This is a genomic window from Bdellovibrio sp. HCB-162 (assembly GCF_047344985.1).
Lineage (GTDB): Bacteria > Bdellovibrionota > Bdellovibrionia > Bdellovibrionales > Bdellovibrionaceae > Bdellovibrio.
The window spans coordinates 3700167-3721828 of the sequence record NZ_CP178861.1; the positions used below are offsets into that span (position 1 = coordinate 3700167).

Consider the following 21662-nt stretch of genomic DNA (forward strand, 5'->3'; position numbering starts at 1 on the left):
TTCTCATTGCGACATGGGCCGTGAGTTCTTTTGCCACGCTTATTTTAACGGCGTTTCAGCTTCTCATGGATTATCAGCGCGACTTTGACAAACTACAAAATAACTTCGCCATAATTAAAAATTCCTATCTCGACTCCATGGCGGAACACTTGTGGTCTTATGACACTAGACTACTAGAAATTCAGCTCGATGGTCTTAGTCGTCTGCAGGGTGTTAGCTACCTTCGCCTTGTGGCAGATAACAAAACTATCTACGAATCCGGTAAGTCTGATCCCACAGAGGAAAGTCACAAACGCTTTGATATTTACCACAAAAATACGAACGAAATTCTGGGCACTCTGGATGTGGAGCTGGATGTTCGTTCTTTACGCCAAAAATATTTCCAGGAAGCGATTTGGATTTTCATCCGTCAAGCGGCCAAAACCATGGTCGTCGTGTTCTTCTTGTACTTCATTTTCAATCAGATTTTGGTTATTCACATCCAGCATATTGCTCAGTACTTAAAAAGCAATCGTGGAAGGGCCAATGAAGACCTGCAACTGCATCGGCCACACCATCGCGGAGAAGATGAGCTGGATGTTCTCGTTGCTTCCATCAACACCTTCCGTTCAGAGCTTTTAGAAGCCAATCAAAAATTGGAATCTTTGAATCAAGCTCTTGAGCAAAAAGTGACGGACCGTACACGTCAATTGACGACGAAAAATGAGAGCCTTGAAAAGGCCATGTTGCAGATCAAACGCATGCAAGCGACTTTGGTGGCCCAAGAGCGTCTGGCCTCTTTGGGAAGCCTTACTGCCAGTGTGGCGCACGAGATCCGCAATCCGTTGAACTTTGTATTAAATTTCAGTGAGCTTTTAACGGATTCCGAAAATCTGGAAGAAGTAAAAGAAATCAGTCGCGTTGTCTTAAAGCACAGCCAACGCATTGATCAGATTGTGCGCTCGATGCAGATCTTGTCCGGCTATGACAGTGATGTTTTAGAAAACACAGACATCAATGAAATCTTAAAACGCGCTTATCAAGAGACCATCTCCACACGAGCGTTAGGATCAAGTTATGTTCCTCCGAAAGTCACGTACCGCTTAGGTGATAATGTCGTCGCTCCCGTCTATGCGACGTCACTGCTGCGTGCGCTTTCGAACATCGTCGACAATGCCATTCACGCATTAGAGAAAAAAGTTATCACCAACAAAAACTTCGAGCCGGAGCTCACACTTTCAACAGCCGTACGCGGAGACATGGTAGAAATTTGCATCCGCGACAACGGCGTCGGAATTCCGGCTATTCTTGGTGAAAAAATCTTCGATCCGTTTTTAACAACAAAGGCCGCAGGAGAAGGGGCTGGTTTAGGACTCACTGTCGCTTTTAATATTGCCCAAAAACACGGAGGCACCTTAAAGTATACAAGTGAGTTTGGCCAATGGACTGAGTTTGTCATGGCTTTACCCCTTGTACATGAGAGACCAAATCCATGATTCATATAGTAATCGTTGATGATGAGGCAGACACTCATCTTCTATACAAACTGAAGTTCAAAAAGCTTTTTGCCAACGCCGGTAATTTGAATCTGGTTTCTTTTCTAAATGCGCCTGATTGCTTGCGCTATCTAGAGCGCCAAGACATACCGCCAGTGGATTTAATTCTTTCAGATATCAATATGCCCGATATGGACGGATTTGAACTTCTTCAAAAAGTTCATGAGATGAATGCAAAAATTCCGTTTTACATGGTCAGCGCTTATGAGTCGCCAGAGTTCCGTTTAAAAGCCGACAGCCTGGGAGCTACACGCTTTCTCAGCAAGCCCGTCGACTTTCATTTACTAGGTGATATGCTTCGCAAAGATCTCTCTTTGCCTCCAGCCAGCCCTTAGGTTTCCGCTAAGTTTTTAAGAGCCCAAACCGTGATTTCAACGGACGTTGAGCAATTCAATTTTTCCATGATATTTGCTTTGTGAGTTTTCACAGTGTGGTCTGTGCAACCCAAAACGTTGGCGACTTCTTTATTTGTTTTTCCAGTAGCAATGAGCTTGACGACCTCAAGCTCTCTTCGAGTTAATACTTCCGCAGGATTGGGTGCGTTCATAATTTCTTGCAACGACGGGCAAATATAACTTGTGCCTCTTTGGAAATGCTCCATGGCCGCTTTCATTTCATCTTTGGTATTCAGTTTTGAAATAAATATTCTTACGCCCAAATTTCTATAACGCTGCAAAGTTGTTCGATCTTGCGTCTGTGTGACAAGAATATAGCGAAGACCTAAGGCTGACTCGCGCACTTTCTCAATAACGTCAATGCCGGTGCCGCCTTTTAAAGTGTGATCCAGAAAGACGACTTGCGGAGACAAGGACAGAATTCTTTCAACCGCTGCGGATACATCGGAAGCTTCACCAATAATTTCACATTGCGGAATAACTTCCTGAAAGGCCATTCGCATGCCATCGCGTGTGAGCGGATGGTCTTCAACAATAAAACATCTCATGAAACTAGATTCCAGGTTGTTAGAAAAAGAGTCAAACACTCTATACAAGAACTTCCGCGGGTAAACGCAAGTGAACACGAGTTCCTTTTGAAATTTCGGATTCGATATGCAAATGCCCTTTGATCTCTTTAATAAAATTCACGGTAAAGTGCATGCCTACACCAAAGCCTTCTTGCACTTCGCGCTCTTGGTTTGTGCCGGAAATAAGACGTTCCACCGCTTCCGGAGTCATTCCTACTCCCCAATCTTGCACGAGAATCTCAACCCAGTGATCACGGTTATGGCAAGTGACCTGGACTTTTCCTTCGGCGTGGCTGAACTTAATAGCGTTCGATAAAACATTTCTAAAAATCGCCTCTAAAATACTTTTTGATCCCGAGACGTAGACGTCACCTTCTGGGAACAAAGATTCAATCTGTATATTCTTACTGATGACTTGAGCCGAAAGTTGACGGATTGAGGACTCCACGACAGGTTTTAAACTGATCCGTTTCGTTTCTTTGTCCTCTTTGTTCCATGCCAAAACATTTTGCAATAACGCCAACGAAGCCGAACTCGCATCAACGAGACGATCCACATATGTCTTGTACTCTGCCGAATCTACTTTCATTTGGTGCATGCCTGTAAGAAGTGTGTGCACACTGCCTAAAGAGCCCGACATGTCGTGCGAAAGAACAGAGTGAATTCTTTTGTTGAAGTCCGTGAGGTGCTTCAAAACAAGATTGCTTTCTTCCAGGTCCTTATTCAACTGCACGATGTCGCTGATGTTATTAAGGACGTACACCGAAGCATGAGATTCTCCCCCCTGAATGGCGAGTTCATAGTGAAAAACCTGATGAACTTTATTTTGTACTGTCAAATTTCCAGGATCTCGCGAAAGCTTGCAAAGTTCAGGAATATTTTTGAGCGGTCGTCCTTGATCAGAAGGTTTAAGAAAGAATAGTTCTCTTGCTGCTCTATTGGCGTCCCAGAGTTCTCCGTGCGGAGAAAGAGTCACAACAGGATTAGGCAAATTTTCAAACACCCTTTCCTGCGCTAAAGACTTAATATCAAGAAATTCCAAACGAGTGACTGCAAAATAGATAATCAAACAAAAGACCCAGAAGCCCCCAACGGAAACCTGCTTGGCGACAGGATTTGGAGAAAGATACATACCCCAGAGATCCAGTGTCGTTGAAAACATGCTACCCATTAGGAAATAGATCGCATATTTGCGGCGCAAACCTTTGGCGCAAAAGACATTATGAATGTAAATGATATTGAGAAGAAGAATACCTAAGGAGCCGTGAATAAAATTGATCGAAATCAAAGGACCTAAGCTGTAGCTCAAAAGACCTTTGTAGCCGGGAAACTCCTGAAAATTATAGAAAACCAGGTGCTCTGCAAAAGAAAATCCCAGAATACTTGCCATATTTCCGAGGATCGTGATTGCCGGAATGATAAAGAGAAGAACAAAATATCTTTTATATCTTTCCCAGAAAGACCGGTAAAACACCATCACGATGGTCACAATGCCCATCGACACGACCGTTGGCAAAATCAACTGTCGCATCCGTGTCAGCAGCACACGCGTTTCAAAATCATCTGTGACAAAAATACTTAAAACCAAAAACGCCCACAAAGCGTGAATGATTTGAGTTACCAATAAAAAGCCGTGCACGGTCGAACGCCTGTAAGGCCACAGCAGCACGGATAAAACCGTGCATAGAACACATGTTATAAGAACACCTAAGATTACCAAAGAAAACATGATGACGTGATTTCACCATGCTAGAGACGCAGATGTCTAGCGATTGCGCACCAAAAGTTTCACATCGTCACGACATTCGCATTCAGTTTTCAATTGAACGCCAGCCTCTGAATTTTGGCAGTACTTCTGCATCTTCTCTTCACAAGAGAGTTTTGCAGTTCGGTTTGATTGCGCTAAAACTTCGATGGAAAAAATAAACCCAAGAGCCAAAGACAGAGTCAGCATGGCAGCAATCACTTGCTCTTTCATACTTCCCCCCGCATGCAAGAGAGTTTATGAAGAGCTTTTTTAAGTATAAATAAGATTTCCAAACCTCTGCGCTTTTACAGATTTTCCGGAGTAAACTGTGTAAGAGTTTCGCTGTTTATTAAACTAATCTCATCATCTTCGCACAGTCGTAACGAAGCCAATGAAATTCTCCTGCAAAGATGACTTAAGGAGGATATGTGTCGGGTTTACGGTGGATCGCCATTGCTGAAGCACTCAAGGGTTTCTTGGTTCTGTTTGGCGGCCTAGGTCTTTTAGAGTACGTGCATCTTCATCTTCAACATATCGGAAATATTTTAACGGCAAACATCGGATTAAATCCGGAGCATCAGTACTCAAAAGCCCTTTTGCGGCTTTTCTGGGGAGTCAACGATAAAACGATTTTCCTTTTGGCTTTGGGTATTGTTGCGTATTCAGCGCTTCGCCTGGTGGAAGCTTATGGCCTGTGGTATGAGCGCACCTGGGCCCGCTGGCTGGGAATTATTTCTGGCGGAGTTTATCTTCCCTATGAGTTTTATGAACTCTTCCATCGCTTCTCGTGGATAAAAGTGGGGATAACGATTGTGAATATCGGAGTCGTTATTTATCTGGCGATAAATCGCGATCGCTTTTCTACCAAAGAAGAAAAAAATGCTTATGACCTTCAAAATTAAAAAGAGGACTGGTTTTGCCAGCCCTCTTTTCTTTTGAAGATGTTTTTTTAAGATCCTACGCAGAAGATTTCTTTTTTGCTTCTTCTTCAGCTTGGATTTCTTCGTCCGTTTTGTAAACCAACATTGGCTGTGCGCCGTCGTTGATCACGTTTTCATCGATTACAACTTCCTTCACGTTTGATTTTGAAGGAATATCGTACATAATATCGAGCATTGCCGTTTCAAGAACGCCGCGAAGACCGCGGGCACCTGTTTTACGTTTCAAAGCCATCTGTGCCACGGCACGAAGAGCTTTGTCAGTAAACTTCAACTCGACACCTTCAAAGCTGAAAAGCTTTTGATATTGTTTTGTGATGGCATTTTTTGGTCTTACCAAGATGTCCATCAACGCTTCTTCATCAAGAGGCGCAAGAACTGCAATCGCCGGCAAACGACCGATAAACTCCGGAATCAAACCGAACTTAGAAAGGTCATCTGGCTCCACTTTCGCAAGAAGGTTGGAGCTCTTCTCCACTTCTTCTGCTGTGCGTATGTCTGCTGCGATACCCATTGTTTTATTTGAAGTTCTGTTTTCGATGATCTTATCAAGACCTACGAAAGCACCACCCACGATGAACAAAATATTTGTCGTATCAACCTGGATGAATTCTTGTTGTGGATGTTTACGACCGCCTTTCGGAGGAAGATTCGCCACTGTCCCTTCAAGAATTTTTAGAAGTGCTTGCTGAACACCCTCACCACTCACGTCACGAGTGATTGATGGATTTTCAGACTTACGAGAAATCTTATCGATCTCATCCACGTAGATCACGCCACGTTGCGCTTTTTCTACGTCGTAGTCTGAAGCTTGCAAAAGATTGAGCACTACATTTTCAACGTCTTCACCGACATAACCGGCTTCCGTTAAAGTCGTCGCGTCCGCCATTGCAAATGGCACGTTCAAAATCTTAGCAATTGTTTGCGCAAGCAATGTCTTACCAGAACCCGTTGGTCCGATAAGCAAGATGTTGGATTTTTGCATCTCAACGTCATTGGCTTTCTTGCCTTGAGAAGCCGCATTCACACGCTTGTAGTGATTGTGAACCGCAACAGCCAAAGTTTTCTTGGCCTGCACTTGACCGATCACGTAATCATCAAGATAAGTTTTGATGTCAGACGGTTTTGGAACTTTGAACGTTCCTTTGACCGCTGTCTCGCGCTCTTTTTCCTCGTCAATGATGTCATTGCAAAGGTCGATACACTCATCACAAATGTAAACGCCGGGACCCGCAATCAGCTTCTTGACTTCTTTTTGGCCTTTGCCGCAGAAGCTGCATCTCAATGCGCCGTTAGTATCTTTAGTCGTCATCGGTTGTTATCCTTTTTTCGCTTTACGAGATTCAACAACGTGATCAAGCAATCCGAATTCTTTAGCTTGGTAAGGGTCCATAAAGTTATCCCTTTCCATCTGATCTCTCAAGAAATCATAAGGTCTGCCTGTGTGCGTTTCATAAATGCGAGTGAGTTTTTCTTTTGTCTTGAGCAACTCTTTCGCATGAATTTCAATATCAGTGACTTGACCTGACAAACCGCCTCCAGAAAGAAGAGGTTGGTGGATCATGATGCGTGTGTTCGGAAGGCTGTAACGCTTTCCTTTTGTTCCCGCTGTGAGCAAAAGTGAACCCATACTTGCCGCCATACCCATGCAGTATGTAGCCACATCGCATTTTACGAATTGCATAATATCGTAGATCGCAAGACCCGCAGAAACACTACCACCTGGAGAGTTGATATAGAGATGGATATCTTTTTCTGGATTATCCACTTCAAGGAAAAGGAACTGCGCGATAATCGCGTTTGCAACCTCGTCCGTCACCGCTGATCCAAGGATCACGATACGGTCTTTTAAAAGGCGGGAGTAGATGTCGTATGATCTTTCACCCTTTGAGGTCTGCTCTATGACGTATGGAATGAGTGCCACTGCTGTCTCCTGTGGTTGTGATTGAGGTGTCATTCTGTGCTACCTATCGGAATACTTAGACAAGACTTTATCAAAAAGCCTTTGACCCGTAAAACTGCTGTGCTACATCTATTAACGTTTCACAAAACCGAATCATATTAAGGGGTTCATATGGCTTTCAACTTGCTCAACAAAGACATCGAAACACTGACTTGCCCGGCTTTGGTCGTGTTTTCTAAGTCATCTTCTCAAAAAGATAAGCTCGCAAAAGTGACTCATTCTGAGCTCAACAAAAAACTAGCTGCTTGTTTGGAAGAAAAATCGATCACTGGAAAACACCAAGAAGCTGTTACTTTCCGTGAAATCAATTACAAAGGCTTCCGTCATGTGATCGTTGTTGGTCTGGGCAAAGAAAATCAGATTGATCATGAAAGCGTTCGTCAATCTGTTGCTACTGCTTTCGAAGCTGTGAAAGCTTTGGGAGTGAAAGAAGCGGCATTGCACTTTGATGGCATCACGTCTTCTAAAAAAGACGCGGCTGATTTCACAAAAGCCACTGTTGAAGGTTTGATCCTGACTTCTTACGTATTCAACGAATTAATGTCTGCTAAAAAAGAAGAAAAAGAAATCGACGTTCACATCGTGACTAAGCTTGCGGCTGACAAAGCTGTTAAAGCGGCTTTCAATGAAGGCGTAATCCTTGCGACTTGCACAAACTTCTCTCGTCGTTTGGGTGATATGCCAGGCAACTTGATGACTCCAACAATTCTTGCAGACTCTGCAGTTGATGCTGCAAAAGGCACAGGCCTTAAAGTGACTGTTTGGGATAAAGCACGCATTAAGAAAGAACGCATGGGCGGTCTTTTGGGCGTATCAAACGGTTCTGCGCAAGAACCACGTTTCATCATCATGGAATACAAAGGAGCTGCGGCTTCTAAAAAGCCGGTGGTGTTCGTAGGTAAAGGTCTGACTTTCGATTGCGGCGGTATTTCTATTAAACCTTCTGCTGGTATGGAAGAAATGAAATTCGACATGTGTGGCGGCGCTAACGTGATCGGCACATTGCTTGCGATCGCAAAATTGAAATTAAAAATCAATGCTGTGGGTCTTGTCGCTTCTACTGAAAATCTTGTAGGTCCTGCAGCGACGAAGCCAGGCGATGTTCACACGGCTCGTAACGGCAAAACGTTCGAAGTGAACAACACAGATGCTGAAGGTCGTTTGATCTTGGCAGATGCACTTTCATACGCAACAGAGCTTGAACCACAAGTGATTGTTGATGCTGCGACTTTGACAGGTGCTATGGTCGTTGCTCTTGGCAACACACACACTGGTTACTTCACTCGCAATTCCGCTTTGAAAAACAAAGTTGAAAAAGCGGCTGTTGAATCTGGTGAGTGGGTTTGGAATATGCCACTTGTCGATTTCCACGTAAAAGATATGAAAGGCACTTACGCTGATCTTTCGAACATCTCTGCGGGTAAAGGTGCTGGCTCTGCAACAGCAGCAGCATTCCTTGAGCAGTTCGTGGGCGAAGGCATTCCTTGGGCACACTTTGATATCGCAGGCACTGGCTGGGCTGTTGGAAATCGTCTTCCATACTGCACGAAAAAAGGGGCTTCAGGTGTGATGGTGCGTACATTCGTGGAACTCGCGAAACAACACGCCTAATCATTTTTTGCAATAATTGATAAACAAAGAAACCCTCTTGAATTATAAAATTCTTGAGGGTTTTTTTATGTCTGATGAAGTTAAAAAGCTAGTCGACGGATTTCATAGTTTCAGAAATAAATACTTTGTAAAAGACACGGATCTTTTCGATCATCTCAGAACCGATGGACAGGCACCAAAAACGCTGATTATCGGCTGCAGTGACTCTCGCGTTGATCCTGCACTTTTAACTCAAGCAAATCCTGGTGATATTTTTGTGATCCGCAACGTGGCCAATCTCGTGCCTCCTTATGAAGAAGGCGGCGGATTCCACGGGGTCAGTTCCGCGATTGAATTTGCCGTTAAAAATCTAAAAGTAGAAAACATCATTGTTCTTGGCCATGAACAATGTGGCGGTATCCATGCGCTTCTGACCGGTACGCATGACAACAGTTCAAAAAGTTTCATTGGTTCTTGGGTGAAAATTGCGGCGGAAGCTCGTATCGAAGTTTTACGTGAAATCCCGAATGCGCCACTCAAAGAACAACTGAATTCATGTGCGAAAAAAGCCGTTTTGATTTCTATGGAAAATCTTATGAGCTTCCCGTTCATTGAAGAACGAATGAAAGCTCATGAGTTGAAAATTTACGGTTGGTTTTTCCAGCTCGAAGGAGGAAAGCTCCTTGAGTTCAGTTACGAACAAAGAAAGTTCGTTGAGATTTAATTTCTAAAAATTAAGAACCATGGGGTGGCCAAGGTATCTTGCCACTTCATCGCTTTCAATCACCAAAGCTTCCGAATCTTTTTCGTTCACAAGCTTCACGGATTTTAGCAACCAAGTGCGCGGCCACTCTTCAGGCAGATTCGTAAAACGAACGGTAACAGCCGAGCCTTCGTTAAATTGAAATTCACCGTCGCCAGGGCGCTCGCCCACGATCTTTGCAACTGGTAAAAACAGCGGATTGATTTTCGCCATGTCTGCAGAAAATTGACAGCGACCCTCGATTTCCATCACAGGCTTGTCACCCGCGACAGAAACACCTTCAGCTTCAAAAGACAAAGCGACTTTTCCAAACTCTTGGCAAGCTAATTTCTTTTCGCCGTTTTGATTTACGAAAACAAAGTGACCTAAGCCGATCCCAGCGCCGCCCGAAGTTTTGCGCAGCTCAAGACCCGAAAGCAGGCGTTGTTTGACAGCTTCATGAAGTTTTTCACCACGCAGGTGTGAGAAGTCGAACGTGTTTTTAATCGCAGCAGGATCGCGATTCACTTGATATTCATCTGTTGTGTAGTTGATGACGGAATAACCAAAGACAAAACACAAAGCAAAAAGACAAAACACTCCGTAGAATTTTCTCATAAACTGTAGGTCCCTCTTTCATGTAGATTAACATGCGAGCATAGAGGGTCTCGCATTTTCTCGTTGGTTCTAGGCATAAGTCTTAGTGAAATTGGCTTTAGTCGGGCCTTTTAAGCCAGATTTCTTGTGTAATTTTTTCTGCAAGCTCTTAAATTTCAGTCACAATTACCGGTAATTTTCAATAGGAGCCGACCTCTAATTCCCCAAGGTTATTAAGCCTTTGACTCTCCTCGCGGGTTCGCCATAAAAATCCTCGTTATGAACAAAACCTCAGAATTTTTATTAAATGAATATCAGCGTCGTCGCTCTTACAATCCTGCGCTTACGAATGCTCAGTTCGCAAAAGTCTTGGGTATTCCTTCCAGCCGATTAAGTGACTACATCAACGGTCGTCGCATCATGACGGTCAGTATTGGTCGTCAAGTCATCAAAGGTTTGGGATTAGCTGATAATGATTTTGAACATTTAAAAAGTTTGATCGAATTCGATAAAAGAAAACTCAAAACTCTTTTACCCGAAGTTCAACTTAAAGAGGACGAGTTCGCCGTGATCTGTGACTGGTATCATTTCGCGATTCTTGCGTTGGTTCCGGTAAAAACTTTCCAACCTTCTCCAGCGTGGATTGCAGACCGTTTGAATATTCCCGTGGAAGTCGCTTCCGCTGCTATTGAAAGACTTTGCCGCCTTGGCTTACTTAACATTGAGAACGGCAAATTCATCGTCACGCAAAAACAACTTGAGACGACACACAATATTCCTTCGGAGTCTTTACGTCGCTCTCACAAACAATCCTTGGTGCAAGTGCTCGACAATATGGACCGCATTCCTTTGGAATTGCGTGACGTGACCTCGATCACTTTCCCGATGAATAGAAAAAAGATTCCTGAGGCGAAACGTTTGATTAAAACTTTCCGTCGTAAGATGGCGACTCTTATGACTCAAGGACCGAAGACCGACGTTTATAATTTGAACGTGCAGCTCTTTCCGGTGACGAAGGTGCAAAAATGAAATCATTAGTTTTTCTATCAGCATTTGTTCTTTCTTCTGTGGCACTAGCTAACAACTGGTATGACCGTGGCAACGCGGGTTTTGCAATCCTCTGTGCGGGAGGCGTGAAAGCTCAAACTTTGGATCTCTATGAAGTTTCTGAACGTCATGGTTTGGTGGCGTCTTATTCAAACAAATCTTCGGCTGTGGAAAAAGCCGTGGATTTATTGTCGCGCTTAAATTCTTTAGATCCTGCTCGCGCAAAGATGTACCGTTTATGGGCTCAGGACTTTATGGGTTCTGCGACGTTTGTGGCTGCCGCAAATGAGTTTGTGAAAACTCCGGATGCAGGCCTTGTGACATTGCCGACGGATTGCAAGCTAGAGCAAGCGGTCTTCCAACGAAACCCGTCGATCTTGAATAAGTCTCGTTACATCGTGAATAGCACTTTGTGGAATAAACTTGATGCTGACAACCAAGCAGCTTTGATTGTTCATGAAGTAATCTACCGTGAATTCATGAACAGCCTCGCGTTTGAGGTAACATCGGAAAGAATCCGCGCGTTTAATTCGTTTATTCATGCAGATGGTTTAAAAACTTTGTCTGCGCAAGAATACTTGGCTTTTCTTCAAGAACTTCATTTTACGAATTACGAATATAAAGGTCTGAATCTAGCTTTGGGGTACACAGACACAAAAGGTGCATGGAACAACAGCATTCTTGTTTTTGAAAATGGCAATGTAGTGAGAGCTTCTTTGTCAGGCCGTCATCCTTTTGAACGCTCGTATTTCAAATTTTATTGCGACGACACTGCGACAACGCCTGACCTTGGAACTGTGACATTAAATTCCGAAGGTCTTTTGATTTCTTTACGCGTGAATTCTGATTTCGTTCAGAAGAATGAATGCGCGCTTCCTTTCATTCCTTATGAAAGTGCAAAAGGCCAGTTCATAATTAGCGGAACTTCTTGGGAGTTTGATGCCAACGAAAAGCCTGTCACGGTGAAAGGCGCTTTGTCGACCGCAGAGCAGTTTCAACTCAACTATGCCGGAACAAACTACGTCCTTGCGTGGGACCCGTTTAAGCCCGTGACAGTGGAAACTCAATTTACTTTTGATAAAGAGATGAACTTGCGCAAGATCGCTTTAGGTGGCGCGGCTTGCAGAAGTCCGTTGAATCAAAGCGTGATATTTACTCCAAGAAACTTTTCATCCGACAGTGTTATTTCATTAGATGAAAATGGAGTTATGACTTCGGAACTAGGCCTTTGCTTCTAACAAAGGCCCTTAAGGCTACTTTCCGCAACCGACGGGTTGATATCCTTTAAAAGTAGCTCCCAACTCTTGCGCTTCGTGCGCGATGGCTAGCAGTCCTAATTTCGCAGTCCAACCATATACGTTTTCTTGCGGGCATCCTGGAGTATTGATCGCAAGATCCGACACACAAAGGCGTTTGTAAACAGCGCCTGGACTGTTCAGACTGTCTGTTGAGCTTTTTTCTGCGTGAGTTCTTAAGAAGCCCCCCGCAAGCTCACAACCGATCATGTAAATCACCGGCTCAGCACTTGCGCCATCGGCTTGAACAATGGACGGAATGCCTTCTTGAATGATCACTTCTTCCACGTCACGTCCGCCTTTAGCGGCTTTCATTTTTTTACGTGATTTGTAAGACCATTCTTTGACTTCGGCTCCAGAGCCTACACGAATCACCGCCAAACCATAAGTCCCCGCGTTATTTTTTACGAACACGAAAGGCTCTTGGTTGATACCGCGTTTTTTATATTCCTCGCGCAGACGATTTAACATTGCATCGACTTTTTCAGCCAAAGCATTACGACTGTTTTCATCGGCGATGTCGAAATTTTCAAAAAGTTCCGTTTCAACTCGAAGCAAGAAAGGATCAATTTTTGTGATCTCTGCAAATTCATTCACGAGTTGATTGTAGTATTTGAAATACGTGCTTTTCTTTCTCTGATACCAACCCAACTCACGCGGAGGATTCATTGGGAATTCCGTCACGGTTTGTGCCCAATCCTCGTAAGCTTCAGAGAAGTCGTTATTGCTGATGATAATGTCAGGCTTAAATGTTTTTAAAAGTTCACCGTCTTTTAAAGCAGAGTGTACGATGACTTCGTTGCCTGCGGAGCTTGTGAGTTTTAAAGGCTCTGGCAATTCACGGGGAATGGCCACTTTAACGACGCGATCACTTGCTTCAATCAAATTGCGAATCGTGTGAACGTTTTCCCAATAGAACGCGTTGTTAGTATGTTCTTCTGTGACAAGCAGAATGTTTTTTACATCAGGGCCGTAGTGCTTAGTGATGTACTTGTTCATCAGGCCAATCGATGTTTCTTTATCCGTTGGGCAGATATTGTTAAAACCTGCTGGAAAAATATTGGCATCGACATTTGAAATTTTATAACCCGAATCACGAATGTCGTAGCTTGAGTAAATCGGATAAGAAAGATTTGCCGTCTTTGATGAAAACCACGCGCAAATCTCATTCATATTGGCGAGAGTTTGTTTGTGCAGTATTAGTTTCGCCATAGGTATCTCCTTTGTTCCTCTTACAAGTTCGGATCTTCTTCAGGAACAACTTTGGGAGGAAGAGGTATAGAGCGTTTCTTTGTCTGTGGCAAGCCACGCTTCAGGCTGTTAAGTTTCGCAGATTCTTCCGTGAGACTCATTGTCCCGCCGCTTCCGTAAACTATTTTTTCTGTTTTCTTTCTAACTTCAGACAGATACGCAAAGAATGAGTTTTCATAGGAATTCATTTTCTGCCCTGTCATAGGACGATAAAGTTCGGCTTGATCCAGCAGATCAAAAAGATCTCCGCCCAGGCTATTCTGCGTCTCGCGATTTTTTGCAGACTCCACTTGAGTATAAAGATCGCGATAAGTTTCTTGAAGCTTACTCAAAGCCCGCGGTGACCAAGCAGAGTCATTCAACCGCAACGCTTTAATTAAATACACCTGAACAAGCTTTTGGCCCTGAACAAATTCCGAGAAATTATCACTGGAAAGCTGATTCGTGGACACAGTTCCCATTTGCACGTATGTTTTTGCAAGCCAGTCAGATCTAAGATTGGCGCCTTTTTCTTGTTGAACAATCGAAATGCCTTTTTCAGCTTCATTCAAGTACGTGAGTGCTTCGTTTTCTCTGTTCTGACGAGCATACGCCGCTGCCAAACGCGCGGGCACTTCTGCATACGCCACTTCCACAGGCAAATGCTCGCCCATTCGTCTGGCGTCCAAAAGCGCTGCCACCGTTTTTAAATCATCACCCAATGCTTCGTAAGCAAAGGACATGCGATACAAAGCAAGTGCCGCGATCTCTGGTTGATGCTTTAAAGTTTTTAGATAGATGTCGCGATAAAGATCGGCCGCTTCTTGATAACGTCCCAATCCTTCCAAAGACTGAGCTTCTCCAAGACGAGCTTGTTGAAAAAAAACAGATTGAGAATGACGACCTTGAAAATCACGGAAAAGAACTCTTGCTTCTTCAAAGCGTGTTTTCTCGAGCACTTTTTCAGCATTCACGACTTCAGCTTCCTCGGAAGCCTTCTGCGCACGAATCTGTGCGACTTCTTCTTCACTCATGCGATTTTCAAAAAGGCTGGCACAACCGGAAAGCAAAATCACAGAAGCAATTAAGATCCATTTCATGCTTTCTTTTCCCCTTCCACAATCAAATCGCTGAGTTCTTCTAAACCCGATAAGTCAGAAATGTCTTTCACAAGGTCAGGAATTCTAAAGACGCGGGCGTCTTTTTTCATATTCGCTTCAAAGCCCTGATACAAAACGTCCCTTTGATTGTAGTAGGACCTCATTTGCGAGTACAAGCTCACAAGGTCTTGATGAGCTTTTTCTGACTTTCCTTCCGAACGGAGGTCCAGCCAGTAGGGGAATACTCGGTTTAAAACAACGGTGGTCAGGTGATATCCGCCTTTTTTAATTTCTTTTAAAAAGTATTCAGCTTCTTTGAGCTTCGCTTGATCAAAGGACGTCACAAGACAAAAATGTGTTGTGGGAGCCACCATCATTCTGTGCACATCCACGGTTCTTTTCAAAAGCTGTTCTTGCCACTGTTCAATGTTGACGAAAAAATCCCCCAGTTCATGAATGAAACCAGAGCCGGTGAGAGTTTCTAAGATTTTAAGAACCTGTCTTGTTCCCGTTTGCAAAAGTTGCCCAAAGAAACCTGATTTTTTTCCGTCAGGATCACGGAACCACTTCGCAACACCTTCATTGAAAAGAGCTGAAAGTTTTTGTGGGGCCTGCAAAAAGTCGATGGCGTGTTTTGTTGGTGGCGTATCCAGAATAATCAAATCGAACTCTTGAGACTCATAGCAAGAGTAGAGTTTTTCTAACGCCGTAAACTCTTGGGAGCCGCTTAAGTTTGTTGAAAGTTGCTGATAAAGGCGGTTTTTATAAATTTTCTGAACCGCTTCACTTTTCTTGGCGGCTCTTGCGACAAAATCATCAAATGTTTTTTTGTGGTCAATGACGGAAGCATAAAGTTCGCCCTTAAAATTTTGGCCTGGAACTTTCGTGATGTCTTTCGTTCCTTCAATTCCCAGGGTCTGCGCAAGACGCTTTGCCGGATCAATTGTCAAAACTAAAACTTTTTTTCCTTCTTTTGCAGCTAGCACCGCCAAAGACGCAGCCACCGTGGTTTTCCCGACGCCACCACTTCCTACACAGACAAGAATTTTTACGCCTTCAAAACTGCGGATGCTCATTTTAAAACCTCCGCAATTTTTTCTACAAGGCTCCAGGGTTTTGTTTCAAAGAAAAGAGGGACAGAAAGAATTTGTTTTGTCGTTTTCTGAGCTTTTTCACGCATCTCCGCCTGATGGGATAGTTGGTGTTCGATGTACGCCGCAAATTTACCAAGATCCGAATCTTCGCTTTGCACTTCTTTGAGCGAAGCTTCCGGAATATTTGTTTGCACCATCTTATTTAAAATCAGCTCGGAAGAAATTGAAAACTCGGCTTTGAGTCTTTGCACAAGTTCTGTCGCTTCTTTCACTGGAAGTTCTTCAGGTAAGGTCACGATATGATATTTGCAGAGATCTTCGTTGCGAATGCAGGCGTCGATACTACGTGATTGCTCTCCCATCGGGCCAAACTGCACGGCTTGCGCCATTCCTTTCGGAGCTTCAAGAAGAGCAATAAAGTGTCCGGTGGCAAAAGCGTCGACGATCAAACAGTCAAACGGCAAAGGAGGACCGTGTTTGCGCGGACCGCTGGTGACTTTTCCGAGAATCGCAAGCTCTGGCAAAGCGGGTGCGACATTGATGAAGGCTCTCATCACGGCGTTTTCAAAAAATAATTTTGCCAAGCTTTCAACTTTGATGAGATAGCGCGCGTATTCTTGAAGACAGGCGTCTCCTGTCCAGAGGGCAACCGAGAGATTTTCTCGAATGGATGTGGGCTGAAAACCCACCGAGGGAAGCTCAAAAAAATCCTTAAAAAAGCTCTGATCACCCAGCTCGACGAGCAGGACTTTTTTGCCCTCGCGGCTCTTCTTTAGGGCCAGGGCTGCGGCGATCACCGACTTTCCCACTCCCCCTTTTCCGGTCACAAAGTGAATCTCTTGCTTCATAAGTTCTTAGAGTGTCGCTGACCTCTGAAATATAGGCATTACGCGCTGCGATAGCGTTGCCTTAAAGCAGCCCATCCTCTACTATCCATCGGTTTTAATATTAGGAGAAACAGACATGAAATCGAATGTAGAAAAAGTCTCTAATCTGTCCAGAAAATTGAAAGTCGAAGTTCCTGCAGCTGCAGTTTCCACTGCTTTCCAAAAAATCTTCAATGGCATTCAAAAAGACGTCACAATCAAAGGCTTCCGCAAAGGTAAAGCTCCTTTGGCAACAATCAAAAGTCTTTACGGCGACCGCGTAAAACAAGACGTGGTTCAAGACTTGATCCAACAACATTACGTGAAAGCTCTTGAAGAGCACAAACTTGAGCCTATCAGCTATCCAGAATTTGAGTTCGCTGATCCAGCAGAAAACAAAGATTTTTCTTTCTCTGCAAACTTTGACATCCGTCCTGAAATCACGTTGAAAAAATACGAAGGTCTTGAAGTTGAAAAAGAGAAAGTGGAATTTGATTCTAAAAAAGTAGATCAAGTTCTTGAGAACATCCGCGCTTCTCGCGCGACTTTCGAAACTGTGACTGAAGCTCGCGCTGCTAAAATGGGCGACATCGCGGTTGTTGATTTCGAAGGTTTCATGGGTGGAGCTCCACTTGAAAACGGTTCTGGCAAAAATCACCACCTTGAGCTTGGCGCGAAACAATTCATCGAAGGTTTCGAAGAAGGCATCGTAGGAATGAAAGTGGGCGAAACAAAAACGCTTTCTTTGAAATTCCCAGATCCATACCACTCTGCAGATCTTGCTGGTAAACCAGTAGAGTTCAAAGTGACTTTGAACGAAATCAAAGCCAAAGTTTTGCCTGAGTTGACTGAAGAATTTATTAAATCTTTGGGCGGCCCAAGCGATCTAGACGCATTGAAAAAATCTATCGAAGAAGATTTGAAACAAACTGAGCAAAAACGTGTTGATGATGCTTTCAAAAACCGTCTTTTGAAAACTCTTGTAAAAGAAAACCCAGTTGAAGTTCCACCTTCTTTGATGAAAGAACAAAAAGCTTCTTTAGTTGAAGATTTCAAAAAACGTATGTCTGAACAAGGCATGGGCGAAAACGATTTCTCTTCTTACGTTGAGAAATGGGATGCTGATTTTGAAAAAACAGCGGCTGAAATGATCCAGTCTTCTTTCCTTGTTGATGCTATCGCAAAGAAACATGATCTTTTCGCTAAGAAAGAAGATCTTGATGCGAAGTTTGCTGAGTACGCTCAACAAACACACATCGAAGAATCACGCATTCGTGAGTTCTACGGCCGCCCTGAACAAGCTAGCCGTCTTACTTACATGATCACAGAAGAGAAAGTGATCGCTTTCTTGAACAAGACTGTGAAAGTTAAAGAAGTTCCAGCAGGTACTTTCAAAGACGAAGCGAACTAAGACTTCTTATAATTGAAGACTTTAAAAAGAGCGGCCCACAAGGTCGCTCTTTTTTTGTTTAAACTTCCTCACATACTCCTGGCATTTGGTCTAAATGCGTTCTCTTCGACTACTGTGAAAACAAGGACTTAAGTTACTCTTTTAAAAGGTCCCTCAACAGTCGGAGTCAAAATGAAATTTCTGGTTATTTCTGCGCTCGTTCTTGTCGCTTCATCTTCTTTTGCATTTGAAGCGAACCCCGGTCTTTTGCAAAAGTACTACAAAGGCAGTTTCACTTTTGATGGAACTAAAATTGCCAACAATGATTCAGGCACAAGCTTCAACAATAAAGAGCGTTGGGCGAAATCTAAAAACTCTAATGGTCAGTACGATATGAATTGGGGCTCCGAAAATATCGAAGGCAGTGATGTGCTCACGCTGAATGAGACGCTGCAAACAAATCGCGGCAACTCAGGCTCTTCAGTTTTCGCTCGCACTTCGAGCTTTTATAAAAACAAATTAAGAGCGACGACGACTTGTTATGGTGATGCTTCTGCGGGTTCTGGATTAAGTCCTGCGAAGAACAATTTGAAATGCGTAACGGCAACAAAGCGTTCTTGTGACCGTTTGATGAAGGCTTACAATGCTGAAGGTGGCAAAAATAAAATGAGTTCTAAAACAGCAGAAAGCTGTATGAACTTTTTAGGAAGCTACGCGAATATGGCGAAAGCTTTCGGGAATCAATCCTTGCAGGTTGAAAAACGCCACAATGATGTAATCGAACAAGATCTTAGCCGCCTGAAAGATCATATTAAAAATTCTACGGGTAACAAGACTTGGAGTTTTACATCTTTAAGTTCCGCAACTACTTCTGAAGAACTTGATAAAACCGCGCAAGAGTTTTCAAGCTCGATGGATGGTATTAAAGCCATCAACGCCGCTGTACAAGCCTGCGCTGAGTCCATCAATGATTTTGATGGTGCATCTAGTGGCTCTCGTGCAAGCTCAAACACAGCATCTCCAGGCGTACGCTAACGCCGTTTGCAGTCTTCTCTGTCTAAGAATTTGCCAATGGGTCTTCACATTCATGAAGGCCCATTTTCGTTTGTAAGCCCTTTGAATCTAAGTCCTTTCAGCAGCTTATACGCTTCTCCCCAAGTTCCCTAAATACCGTGGCCCGCTCCTTGCTCAAAGGATACTGGTTAGAAAAAAACCACTTGGGACTGTCGGAGGTTTTTATGAAAAAACTTGTTATGATTGCAATCACACTTTTCGGAATGAATGCTCTTGCCGCAGAAACTCTGCGCACGCGCACTTACTGCGTAGACGTGTCTGGCAATATGACAAGCCAAGTGGTTCAAGGTGAATCCGGCGTTTTCATCAACGTCGGTGAATCCACAATCTGGCCTCAACTCCAATCTGGAAAAAAAGTTTTGTACGTCACACAAAAAGGAATCAAAGACCCGACAGCGGCCTTGGATCTTGGTAACGGAAAATCTTCAGCCACTTATCTTGAGGTTCCTCAAAAAGACGGAAGCTCCGTCCGCTGCCACGTCCTTATGGACATGGTTCCAGCGAAAAAAACTTTTTCAATTCTTGTGATGTAACCGATTCGCTCACAATAATCCAAAGGATGTTTATATTTGACATCTTCTACAATTGAAATGCATGCTCACGGTCATGCAAAATTTTTTTCTATTCATTTTTTGCTTTATCTTCTCACCCTTTGTTTTTGCTAAGTCGATGTGCCCCAATGGGCAGTACTGGGTAACAGGGCATCATCGACGAGCTTATGTGCGGGCCGATGGAACCTTTGTTTCCGCGACGACAGTAAAGGCACACTGTAAGTCATATACAAAAGCCTCCGAATTCTTGAATTCGAAGTTTAAAAATGAATCACCGAAGAATTGGCCGCATAAAACAGAGAAGTTTAAAAGTTGGACTGTTGAAGAAAAAGAACGGTTGATGGAAGTTTTCGAGGAGCTTCCTGAAGAGCTATGGAGCCACGCTCTCCAGGGTATTTATAGAAGTTCAAAGTCTCGAGAGTATCCAAATCCAGCCACCTCCGCAGATGGAATTATAGTTCTGTATGATAGTGCTTTTGACGATAAAGCTAATCTACCTCGAATCACAGGCCACGAGCTTTCACATCAGTTGTATAAAGATTTATCCGACAAAGATCGCCAGGATTATGGCTATACAACGAACTGGTATAGCTTCGGGAAAGACCAGTATATTTCCAGAAAAGACGGTTTCGTCCAGGACGATGGTCGAGAAAGTCCAGATGAAGACTTTTCCAACAATCTCGAATATTATTTATTTGAGCCTCAAACACTGAAAAAAGCGACCCCAAATGCATATAAATGGATGAAGAACCATTTTGGTGATAAATTTAAATTAAGAAAGGGAAGCAAATAACAAATGAATAAACTAATAAGCTTAACTCTTTGTATTTTTGCTCTTTCCGGATGTGCAACAATGGCTACGTCCAATAAATTGTCAGAGTTTAAAAAGGTCGATTGGGAAAAGTCCAATAGACGAGGCATCGAAAAGATTCTTGGCCAACCGAACTCAGTTGGAAGTATTCCGAAGACAGATCATGAAGGATTAGTTTATTTATCCCAGGATAAAAAAACTCCGCAACTTCTAGTGATCTATGACGGAAAAACAGACAAAGTTCTTAGCGTACATTGGTTTGCAGCGAATCCTTCTGAACAGTTGACGTTACAGCAAGCGTTCTCTCAGTTTCCAAATATTAAATTCCAGGAAAAGCCTATTGTAAAAGAAGGGGCTTGGGGGCAAGAAATTTCAGCCTATACGGCGAAGGAAAGTCCTCTTTCCATCAACATGAATTCACAAACGCAAAAGCTTAGTTCAATCTCTTTGCAGTTTGCAAAGGAAGAACCTATTACACGAAAACCAACAAGCCACTAGAATGACTTATTGGCAGTTGTGAAATTCTTCGAAGTATCTTTGGCAGATGGAGTATTGCGAATTGCAGTCAGTCACATCTGTCGAATTGTATTGAGCGGCAGGACACGTGCGTGCAGGGCCGCGTTTAACTAGCGCTGTGAAATTGCCTTCGCCCATGGCTTCGATCAATCTGTTGCCGGAATAAATTCTGTAGCGAACGTTGTTCGTACCGTATTCCAACAAAGGTTTTTGGAAAAGTGTGGAGATCCACAAATTAAAAGCCTCACGACTTTTTCCGCGAACGCCGTCATACTCCACAATTTTAGAACGTGAAGAACCATCTTCGTGAGAAGCTGTGAGTTCAATTTTATCGGCGCGTGCATCTTGAGGACCGACGAAGTAATCGTAAGCTTGAGGATCTAAAACGACATCACGGCAGGAATAAACGGCAGAGCCTGAGCCGTTAAAGCCGTTGCAGAAAACTCGAACTGTGCCTTGAATCGCCGAAGCTGTGAATTCGTTGCCATGAGAAAAGCCAACATTGGCTTGGGCAAACGAACAAAATGCCAGAAGCAAAACAACTGTTTTCAACATCAGAAAAGGCCCCCTCTGCCTCGCCTTCGTTTTTGTGCGGCTAGAGTAGGGCCTCTA

23 protein-coding genes are annotated in these 21662 nt (G+C 43.5%); 12 read left to right on the top strand and 11 right to left on the bottom strand.

The window, feature by feature from the left end:
- Positions 1–20: 20 nt before the first annotated feature.
- Both ACLSSO_RS17875 and ACLSSO_RS17880 read left to right on the top strand, forming a co-directional pair.
- A complete protein-coding gene (locus ACLSSO_RS17875; protein ID WP_295904438.1) occupies positions 21–1475 on the top strand; it encodes an ATP-binding protein in 1455 nt (484 codons plus the stop codon).
- Complete coding sequence (locus ACLSSO_RS17880) at positions 1472–1870, top strand: response regulator (protein ID WP_295904440.1); 399 nt, start codon at positions 1472–1474, stop codon at positions 1868–1870. Before ACLSSO_RS17875 ends, ACLSSO_RS17880 begins: the two co-directional genes overlap by 4 nt.
- Here the strand turns inward: ACLSSO_RS17880 and ACLSSO_RS17885 are convergent.
- The 3 genes from ACLSSO_RS17885 to ACLSSO_RS17895 are packed head-to-tail and all read right to left on the bottom strand — an operon-like array spanning position 1867 to position 4477.
- Entirely contained in the window at positions 1867–2478 is a 612-nt protein-coding gene (locus ACLSSO_RS17885) for a response regulator transcription factor (RefSeq protein ID WP_413943634.1), read from the bottom strand. The genes ACLSSO_RS17880 and ACLSSO_RS17885 overlap by 4 nt on opposite strands.
- Before the next feature lie 40 nt (positions 2479–2518).
- Positions 2519–4228 (bottom strand): ATP-binding protein, encoded by a 1710-nt coding sequence (locus ACLSSO_RS17890; RefSeq protein ID WP_413943635.1) that lies wholly within the window; start codon positions 4226–4228, stop codon positions 2519–2521.
- 36 nt (positions 4229–4264) lie between these two features.
- A complete protein-coding gene (locus tag ACLSSO_RS17895) occupies positions 4265–4477 on the bottom strand; it encodes a hypothetical protein (protein ID WP_295904443.1) in 213 nt (70 codons plus the stop codon).
- A gap of 197 nt (positions 4478–4674) precedes the next feature.
- Here ACLSSO_RS17895 and ACLSSO_RS17900 point away from each other — a divergent pair, with 197 nt between their 5' ends.
- Positions 4675–5148, top strand: coding sequence for a DUF2127 domain-containing protein (locus ACLSSO_RS17900; RefSeq protein ID WP_413943636.1), 474 nt, complete (start codon positions 4675–4677; stop codon positions 5146–5148).
- 55 nt (positions 5149–5203) lie between these two features.
- Here the strand turns inward: ACLSSO_RS17900 and clpX are convergent, their stop codons facing one another.
- The gene (clpX, locus tag ACLSSO_RS17905; RefSeq protein WP_295904446.1) at positions 5204–6496 is read right to left on the bottom strand and encodes an ATP-dependent Clp protease ATP-binding subunit ClpX; all 1293 of its coding nucleotides are present in this window, start codon (positions 6494–6496) and stop codon (positions 5204–5206) included.
- A gap of 6 nt (positions 6497–6502) precedes the next feature.
- The gene (locus ACLSSO_RS17910) at positions 6503–7141 is read right to left on the bottom strand and encodes an ATP-dependent Clp protease proteolytic subunit (RefSeq protein ID WP_295904447.1); all 639 of its coding nucleotides are present in this window, start codon (positions 7139–7141) and stop codon (positions 6503–6505) included.
- A gap of 117 nt (positions 7142–7258) precedes the next feature.
- On the opposite strand from ACLSSO_RS17910, the gene ACLSSO_RS17915 reads away from it, so the two are divergent.
- Both ACLSSO_RS17915 and ACLSSO_RS17920 read left to right on the top strand, forming a co-directional pair.
- The gene (locus tag ACLSSO_RS17915) at positions 7259–8758 is read left to right on the top strand and encodes a leucyl aminopeptidase (RefSeq protein WP_413943637.1); all 1500 of its coding nucleotides are present in this window, start codon (positions 7259–7261) and stop codon (positions 8756–8758) included.
- A gap of 67 nt (positions 8759–8825) precedes the next feature.
- The gene (locus tag ACLSSO_RS17920; RefSeq protein ID WP_295904452.1) at positions 8826–9461 is read left to right on the top strand and encodes a carbonic anhydrase; all 636 of its coding nucleotides are present in this window, start codon (positions 8826–8828) and stop codon (positions 9459–9461) included.
- A 3-nt stretch (positions 9462–9464) separates the two neighbouring features.
- On the opposite strand, the gene ACLSSO_RS17925 is transcribed toward ACLSSO_RS17920, so the two are convergent.
- Positions 9465–10097 (bottom strand): hypothetical protein, encoded by a 633-nt coding sequence (locus tag ACLSSO_RS17925; RefSeq protein WP_340593444.1) that lies wholly within the window; start codon positions 10095–10097, stop codon positions 9465–9467.
- Positions 10098–10355: 258 nt separating this feature from the next.
- Between ACLSSO_RS17925 and ACLSSO_RS17930 the strand changes: the two genes are divergently transcribed.
- Both ACLSSO_RS17930 and ACLSSO_RS17935 read left to right on the top strand, forming a co-directional pair.
- Positions 10356–11105 (top strand): TIGR02147 family protein, encoded by a 750-nt coding sequence (locus tag ACLSSO_RS17930; protein WP_340593445.1) that lies wholly within the window; start codon positions 10356–10358, stop codon positions 11103–11105.
- Positions 11102–12361, top strand: a complete 1260-nt coding sequence (locus ACLSSO_RS17935) for a hypothetical protein (protein WP_413943638.1) — start codon at positions 11102–11104, stop codon at positions 12359–12361. The genes ACLSSO_RS17930 and ACLSSO_RS17935 overlap by 4 nt, the downstream gene beginning before the upstream one ends.
- A 15-nt stretch (positions 12362–12376) precedes the next feature.
- Here ACLSSO_RS17935 and gshA read toward each other — a convergent pair whose 3' ends face one another.
- From gshA to ACLSSO_RS17955, 4 genes are read right to left on the bottom strand one after another with little or no spacing between them, the layout of a single operon-like run.
- Positions 12377–13630 carry a glutamate--cysteine ligase gene (gshA, locus tag ACLSSO_RS17940; protein WP_340593447.1) on the bottom strand — a complete coding sequence of 418 codons (1254 nt, stop codon included), beginning with the start codon at positions 13628–13630 and terminating at the stop codon, positions 12377–12379.
- Between the two features lie 20 nt (positions 13631–13650).
- Complete coding sequence (locus ACLSSO_RS17945) at positions 13651–14748, bottom strand: hypothetical protein (RefSeq protein WP_413943639.1); 1098 nt, start codon at positions 14746–14748, stop codon at positions 13651–13653.
- On the bottom strand, positions 14745–15824 hold the full coding sequence (locus ACLSSO_RS17950) for an ArsA family ATPase (RefSeq protein ID WP_413943640.1): 1080 nt from the start codon (positions 15822–15824) through the stop codon (positions 14745–14747). The genes ACLSSO_RS17945 and ACLSSO_RS17950 overlap by 4 nt, the downstream gene beginning before the upstream one ends.
- A complete protein-coding gene (locus tag ACLSSO_RS17955) occupies positions 15821–16690 on the bottom strand; it encodes an ArsA family ATPase (RefSeq protein ID WP_413943641.1) in 870 nt (289 codons plus the stop codon). Before ACLSSO_RS17955 ends, ACLSSO_RS17950 begins: the two co-directional genes overlap by 4 nt.
- A 115-nt stretch (positions 16691–16805) precedes the next feature.
- Between ACLSSO_RS17955 and tig the strand changes: the two genes are divergently transcribed.
- The 5 genes from tig (at position 16806) to ACLSSO_RS17980 (ending at position 21032) form a co-directional block, all read left to right on the top strand.
- Positions 16806–18119, top strand: a complete 1314-nt coding sequence (tig, locus tag ACLSSO_RS17960; protein ID WP_295905465.1) for a trigger factor — start codon at positions 16806–16808, stop codon at positions 18117–18119.
- Between the two features lie 171 nt (positions 18120–18290).
- On the top strand, positions 18291–19133 hold the full coding sequence (locus ACLSSO_RS17965) for a hypothetical protein (RefSeq protein ID WP_413943642.1): 843 nt from the start codon (positions 18291–18293) through the stop codon (positions 19131–19133).
- Positions 19134–19336: 203 nt separating this feature from the next.
- On the top strand, positions 19337–19705 hold the full coding sequence (locus ACLSSO_RS17970) for a hypothetical protein (RefSeq protein WP_413943643.1): 369 nt from the start codon (positions 19337–19339) through the stop codon (positions 19703–19705).
- A 61-nt stretch (positions 19706–19766) separates the two neighbouring features.
- Positions 19767–20516 carry a hypothetical protein gene (locus ACLSSO_RS17975; RefSeq protein WP_413943644.1) on the top strand — a complete coding sequence of 250 codons (750 nt, stop codon included), beginning with the start codon at positions 19767–19769 and terminating at the stop codon, positions 20514–20516.
- A gap of 3 nt (positions 20517–20519) precedes the next feature.
- Complete coding sequence (locus ACLSSO_RS17980; RefSeq protein ID WP_413943645.1) at positions 20520–21032, top strand: hypothetical protein; 513 nt, start codon at positions 20520–20522, stop codon at positions 21030–21032.
- Between the two features lie 6 nt (positions 21033–21038).
- Here the strand turns inward: ACLSSO_RS17980 and ACLSSO_RS17985 are convergent, their stop codons facing one another.
- Positions 21039–21605 carry a hypothetical protein gene (locus tag ACLSSO_RS17985; RefSeq protein WP_413943646.1) on the bottom strand — a complete coding sequence of 189 codons (567 nt, stop codon included), beginning with the start codon at positions 21603–21605 and terminating at the stop codon, positions 21039–21041.
- Between the last annotated feature and the right edge of the window lie 57 nt (positions 21606–21662).

Bases quoted from the DNA above. Each gene is read 5' to 3' on its own strand.
- ACLSSO_RS17880 (WP_295904440.1), top strand. From the start codon at position 1,472: ATGATTCATATAGTAATCGTTGATGATGAGGCAGACACTCATCTTCTA.
- ACLSSO_RS17885 (WP_413943634.1), bottom strand. From the start codon at position 2,478: ATGAGATGTTTTATTGTTGAAGACCATCCGCTCACACGCGATGGCATG.
- ACLSSO_RS17890 (WP_413943635.1), bottom strand. From the start codon at position 4,228: ATGTTTTCTTTGGTAATCTTAGGTGTTCTTATAACATGTGTTCTATGC.
- ACLSSO_RS17895 (WP_295904443.1), bottom strand. From the start codon at position 4,477: ATGAAAGAGCAAGTGATTGCTGCCATGCTGACTCTGTCTTTGGCTCTT.
- clpX (WP_295904446.1), bottom strand. From the start codon at position 6,496: ATGACGACTAAAGATACTAACGGCGCATTGAGATGCAGCTTCTGCGGC.
- ACLSSO_RS17910 (WP_295904447.1), bottom strand. From the start codon at position 7,141: ATGACACCTCAATCACAACCACAGGAGACAGCAGTGGCACTCATTCCA.
- ACLSSO_RS17915 (WP_413943637.1), top strand. From the start codon at position 7,259: ATGGCTTTCAACTTGCTCAACAAAGACATCGAAACACTGACTTGCCCG.
- ACLSSO_RS17920 (WP_295904452.1), top strand. From the start codon at position 8,826: ATGTCTGATGAAGTTAAAAAGCTAGTCGACGGATTTCATAGTTTCAGA.
- ACLSSO_RS17925 (WP_340593444.1), bottom strand. From the start codon at position 10,097: ATGAGAAAATTCTACGGAGTGTTTTGTCTTTTTGCTTTGTGTTTTGTC.
- ACLSSO_RS17930 (WP_340593445.1), top strand. From the start codon at position 10,356: ATGAACAAAACCTCAGAATTTTTATTAAATGAATATCAGCGTCGTCGC.
- ACLSSO_RS17935 (WP_413943638.1), top strand. From the start codon at position 11,102: ATGAAATCATTAGTTTTTCTATCAGCATTTGTTCTTTCTTCTGTGGCA.
- gshA (WP_340593447.1), bottom strand. From the start codon at position 13,630: ATGGCGAAACTAATACTGCACAAACAAACTCTCGCCAATATGAATGAG.
- ACLSSO_RS17945 (WP_413943639.1), bottom strand. From the start codon at position 14,748: ATGAAATGGATCTTAATTGCTTCTGTGATTTTGCTTTCCGGTTGTGCC.
- ACLSSO_RS17950 (WP_413943640.1), bottom strand. From the start codon at position 15,824: ATGAGCATCCGCAGTTTTGAAGGCGTAAAAATTCTTGTCTGTGTAGGA.
- ACLSSO_RS17955 (WP_413943641.1), bottom strand. From the start codon at position 16,690: ATGAAGCAAGAGATTCACTTTGTGACCGGAAAAGGGGGAGTGGGAAAG.
- tig (WP_295905465.1), top strand. From the start codon at position 16,806: ATGAAATCGAATGTAGAAAAAGTCTCTAATCTGTCCAGAAAATTGAAA.
- ACLSSO_RS17965 (WP_413943642.1), top strand. From the start codon at position 18,291: ATGAAATTTCTGGTTATTTCTGCGCTCGTTCTTGTCGCTTCATCTTCT.
- ACLSSO_RS17970 (WP_413943643.1), top strand. From the start codon at position 19,337: ATGAAAAAACTTGTTATGATTGCAATCACACTTTTCGGAATGAATGCT.
- ACLSSO_RS17975 (WP_413943644.1), top strand. From the start codon at position 19,767: ATGCTCACGGTCATGCAAAATTTTTTTCTATTCATTTTTTGCTTTATC.
- ACLSSO_RS17980 (WP_413943645.1), top strand. From the start codon at position 20,520: ATGAATAAACTAATAAGCTTAACTCTTTGTATTTTTGCTCTTTCCGGA.
- ACLSSO_RS17985 (WP_413943646.1), bottom strand. From the start codon at position 21,605: ATGTTGAAAACAGTTGTTTTGCTTCTGGCATTTTGTTCGTTTGCCCAA.